At 71.2% G+C, this 4,180-nt stretch carries 3 protein-coding genes and 2 pseudogenes; 4 read left to right on the plus strand and 1 reads right to left on the minus strand.

From position 1 onward, the window contains the following. Positions 1-510: pseudogene (locus tag ND748_RS26725) on the plus strand (histidine kinase); the annotation flags it as partial. A gap of 54 nt (positions 511-564) precedes the next feature. On the opposite strand, the gene ND748_RS26730 reads toward ND748_RS26725, so the two are convergent. After that, positions 565-1,431, minus strand: coding sequence for a helix-turn-helix transcriptional regulator (locus tag ND748_RS26730; protein WP_251748978.1), 867 nt, complete (start codon positions 1,429-1,431; stop codon positions 565-567). Positions 1,432-1,949: 518 nt separating this feature from the next. On the opposite strand from ND748_RS26730, the gene ND748_RS26735 reads away from it, so the two are divergent. From ND748_RS26735 to ND748_RS26745, 3 genes and pseudogenes are all read left to right on the plus strand, one after another. Continuing rightward, positions 1,950-2,108 (plus strand): hypothetical protein, encoded by a 159-nt coding sequence (locus ND748_RS26735; RefSeq protein ID WP_251748980.1) that lies wholly within the window; start codon positions 1,950-1,952, stop codon positions 2,106-2,108. Between the two features lie 793 nt (positions 2,109-2,901). Further along, positions 2,902-3,104: pseudogene (locus ND748_RS26740) on the plus strand (DUF397 domain-containing protein). 63 nt (positions 3,105-3,167) lie between these two features. After that, positions 3,168-4,088 (plus strand): hypothetical protein, encoded by a 921-nt coding sequence (locus ND748_RS26745; RefSeq protein WP_251748983.1) that lies wholly within the window; start codon positions 3,168-3,170, stop codon positions 4,086-4,088. The last annotated feature ends 92 nt before the right edge of the window (positions 4,089-4,180 follow it).

Raw genomic sequence — 4,180 nt, forward strand, 5'->3', positions numbered from 1 at the left:
GTGCGGGCCGCGTCGATCCGCCGGATGCTGACCGGCGGCGGGCCGTCGTCCGCGCTCGCGGACCTGGACCCGGTGCTCGCCGACGCCGAGAACGCGGGGATCAGCGTCGAGATCCAGCTCTCCGGCGATCTGCGCTCGGCCCCGGCGCCGGTGCGTGCGGCACTGGCCGATCGGGTCGGGGCGGTGCTCGCCGCGGCCTCGGGCGGGCGGGCGATCGTCACCGTGCTGTGGGCGCCCGCCGGGGGCAGCATCTTCGTCGCGCTGCCCTGGCCCGACCGGGAACCACCATCCTGGCCGAACGGTGGCGGTGCCGACGAGCCGGCGGGGGCCGGCGCGATGGTGGGGATCGGCGTCGATCTGGACGATCAGTGGCTGAGTCTGGAGCTCACCTGGCCGCCGTCCGCGCGCGCCGTTGCCGGCACTGCTGTTGCCGGCACTGCCGTTGCCGGCGCCGCCGTTGCCAGCGCCGATGATGCCGGCACTGGCACCGTCGGGTCCCAGGGCCGCTGAACGGCCGCGCCGGCGGCCGGCACCGGGCTGGGTGCGTGGCCGGCCGGCGCGGGCTCAGTACTCGTTGACGATGCGGCGCAGGACGTCGGGCGTGGACGCCGGGGTCGTGCTGTCGACGCTGAGGCGGTTGTAGACCTCCATGTACCGGTCGACGTCCTCGCGCTTGTCCAGGTAGGTGGAGCCGGTGAGCTGCTCCAGGTAGACGACGTCGGGCAGGTCCATCTCCGGGAAGCGCAGGATGGTGAACGCGCCGCCCTCGGCCGCGTGGCCGCCGAAGGCGAAGGGCATCACCTGCAGGGTGAGGTTCTGCAACGGCGCGATGTTGATCAGATGCTCGATCTGCGCGCTCATCACCTTGGGGCCGCCGATCGGCCGGCGCAGCGCTGCCTCGTCGATGACCACCCACAGTCGTGGGGGGTTCTTGCGGTAGAGCAACTTCTGCCGGTTGATGCGGACGCTCACCCGCCGCTCGATCACTTCGACGGGAGCCCCGCTGCTACCTTGAGTGATGATCGCTCGCGCGTAGTCTTCGGTCTGGAGTAGTCCCGGAATGAACTGAAGTTCGTAGGTGCGGATCAGTTGGGCGGACTCCTCGAGTCCCACGTACGGCTGGAACCAGGTGGGGAGAACGTCGTTGAAGTTCTGCCACCAGCCGGCGGTGTTCGCCTCGCGCACGAGCGCCAGCAAAGGAGCGCGCTCGGCTTCGTCCGTGACCTGATAGAAGGTCAGCAGGTCGGCGACATCTCGTTCTTTGAAGCTGACTCGGCCCAGCTCCATCCGGCTGATCTTCGACTCGGAGGCGCGGATGTGGTATCCAGCGGTCTCCCGACTGATGCCCTTCTCCTCGCGAAGTCGACGGAGCTGTGAGCCGAGCAGGATCCGACGCACGGTCGGCCCACTTCCCGGCTGAGCTGTCGTCACGGTCGGCCCCCTCGCCATCGGTCAACGCAAGAGTATGACATCTGATCTTCTGGATCCGGTTATGCGGCTGGTTCACTTGTCTGGGTGACAGTTGCTTGTTTAGCGCAGTGAGGGTTATTTGTATACACGCTCACAGAGAGTGTTGGTGATGGGCGTCCGCTGGCCTGGCGACGCAGATGCCCCCGAAGGTGCGGCCGGGGATCGGTCGTAGCTCCCAGTGATGCGGGTCTGCCGATCCGTTTCGACGATGTCGCATGGGGCCGCCTCCACTCCCTCCCGCACTCCCTCCCGTTCGCATTCGCTCACTCCCACTCTCTCGTGCCCCCGCTCGCCCGCTTGTCCCGTGGTCCCCACGTCCGTCCGGTGCGCCGGCTCGCTCGGTGCCGGGCACCCAGGGCTGTGGGCCGCCGCCTGCGGCCGTGGATCGCGGGTGGCTGCGCGGTTGCTCGTCGTCTGATTCCACCCGACCGCGGGACCGGGCAGGGCGGACGACTCCCCACTCGGGCGAAAGTGAGCGGGTGAGCGGCCTGGTCGTGCTCCCCGCGCCGCCCACCGGTGGCGGCCCGCTGTTCTGTGCCACCGCGGCGGCCGGAGATGGTCCGGCGCCGGGACGGTGGATCCGGGATGTGGCCGGCGAGGCGCTGTGTGGTGCGGCGGCCTTCCCGGTGGTCCGGTGATGGGTTCCCATTGCGTTGTCTCTCCCGAGTTCGAGTGGCCTCCGGATCCGGTCGTCGTCGGCTGCGTCCTGATGCCCGACGTGTCGGGGCTATGAACTTTTACACCAGGGAGCGCCCCCACGGCCGGCGTCCCTTGGTGCGCAGTCCCAGGGCCCCGCCGCACTCGCACGTCATTTCCGCAAGTCACGGCCCCCTTCCTGTGGCCAGGTCTCTCGCCGCGCCGTTACGAAGCCGCCGGTTGGCTGCGTGATTCGCCACTTAGCGGGTTTATTCGGACGATTCGCTACCTCCTTCGGGTCATCTCTCGGAACTCCCGACCGGGAGTGCTAGCGCCACCGGGGTATGCGGCCACGTGGCGAGTGCCCCCGGCGCCGCTCGCCCGACCCGCGGCTGCCCCTCGCCATCCCCACCCGGCGCCGCCGCTCGCCATCCCCACTCGGCGCCGCCGGTCGCCCGTTCACCCGGCGCCGCGGCTCGTCCGTCCTCGCGGCCCCGCTCGTCCGTCCGCGTGGCAGCACGTGGCAGGAGGCCGCGACTGCGGCGGCCGCATGGCCAGTCGCACGTGAGGCGGCGTCACGCACATGCATCCCGCTTGATGCACGTGCACCTGACCGTGCTGTATCGTGAGCCGAAGTTCGTGCAGGCGCACACGCGGGCACATCGGCGGGGTTTTCGGGGGTAGTCCCGTCCGGCGTGGCCGGCGCGGGGTCCATCGCGGTGCGGCGGTGCGACAGGCGGGCTGCGTGGGGTGAGGGCCGTCGTGGCACGGCTACTCGGGGCTTCGGGAGATCGCGTGACCAAGATCTACAGTGGCATGTCTGCGGCGGCGCTGAAGCGCGTCACCTGGCAGAAGAGCCGGCGGAGCTGCCAGGCGACGAGGTGGCCGTCCGCAACTCCCGGCATCCGAACGGCCCCGCCCTCGTCTACACCCGAGCCGAGATAGAGGCCCTGATACTCGGGGCCAAGGACGGCGATTTCGACAACCTGCTGCAGTAGGCGTCCGCCATCATGGTCCTGCTGACTCCGGTCGTCCCTTCCCGGCAAGCGTGCGCCACGGCCGTGCGAGCTCCGCTCGCCCGCAGCCCGCAGCACGCGTGGCTGGCCCAGGCGTCCCAACGTGATGTCGTCTCGGCCCCCAACCTGCTGGATCGGACGGACATGCGGCGCAACGAGGCCCGTTCTGTCCCTGCCCGTACCGACCCGCCCCTGCGGCCGGCGATCGCCTTCGCGGCGCTCGCGGCCAACCGGACCGGAGACAGCATGCCCGCGCCCGCCACCGAACGGATCTTCAGCTCGGGAGATCTTCCCCTGCTCTCACTGCCGGGTGCCGATGGGCTCATCACCTGTCAGTGGACCCACGAAACCCTCGGCGTCCCCGGCTCGGTGGAGGACGGCGGCGACGCCATCGCCGAGCGTCGGCGGGCCCAGGTGGGATTCGTCCTGGTCGAGCCGGCGTGGCTGGTCCGGGCCGCCGCCGAGCAGGTGCGCTCGCCCGGGGTCGACGCCATCGTGCTGCACGCCCACGCCAGCCCGCCCGGCCGCAGCGCGCTGGCCCTCGCCTTCGCCTCCCATCTGCGCAACGTGCTGCGCCGCCCGGCGCCCGGGCTCGATCCCCGGCTCGGCAACAACGTGGTGACCGCCGGGCTGCGGCCGGACCTGGCGGGCTTCAGCGACCTGGTCCGCGTGCCCCACCTGGTGACGATCACCGACGGCACCGGCGCGGTGGCCGACACGATCGTGTGGGAGATCATGACCGGCGGGCAGTTCGACGCCTGGCTCGACGATGCCCCCCGACCCGACCAGCGGGCCATCGAGGCGCACCTGCCGGGCCTGCTGCGGCTGCGGGGTCTGCACCGGTCGGGCCGGCTGGACCATCGCCGGGCCGGCGCGCTGCTCGACATGCTCGACGGCGGTCAGCTCACGACCCGACTGATCCACCGCTTTCCCCGGGTCGTGCTCCCGCTGGCCGCGGCGGCCTGATCGGGCCGCCGGCCACCGGACTCACCACGGCCGCCCCGCAACGGCGCGGGTCGGTCGTGGTGTCCCGCGCGGGCGGCGGCGACGTGGACCGC

This window comes from Frankia sp. AiPs1 (assembly GCF_023716945.1).
Taxonomy (GTDB): Bacteria; Actinomycetota; Actinomycetes; order Frankiales; family Frankiaceae; genus Frankia.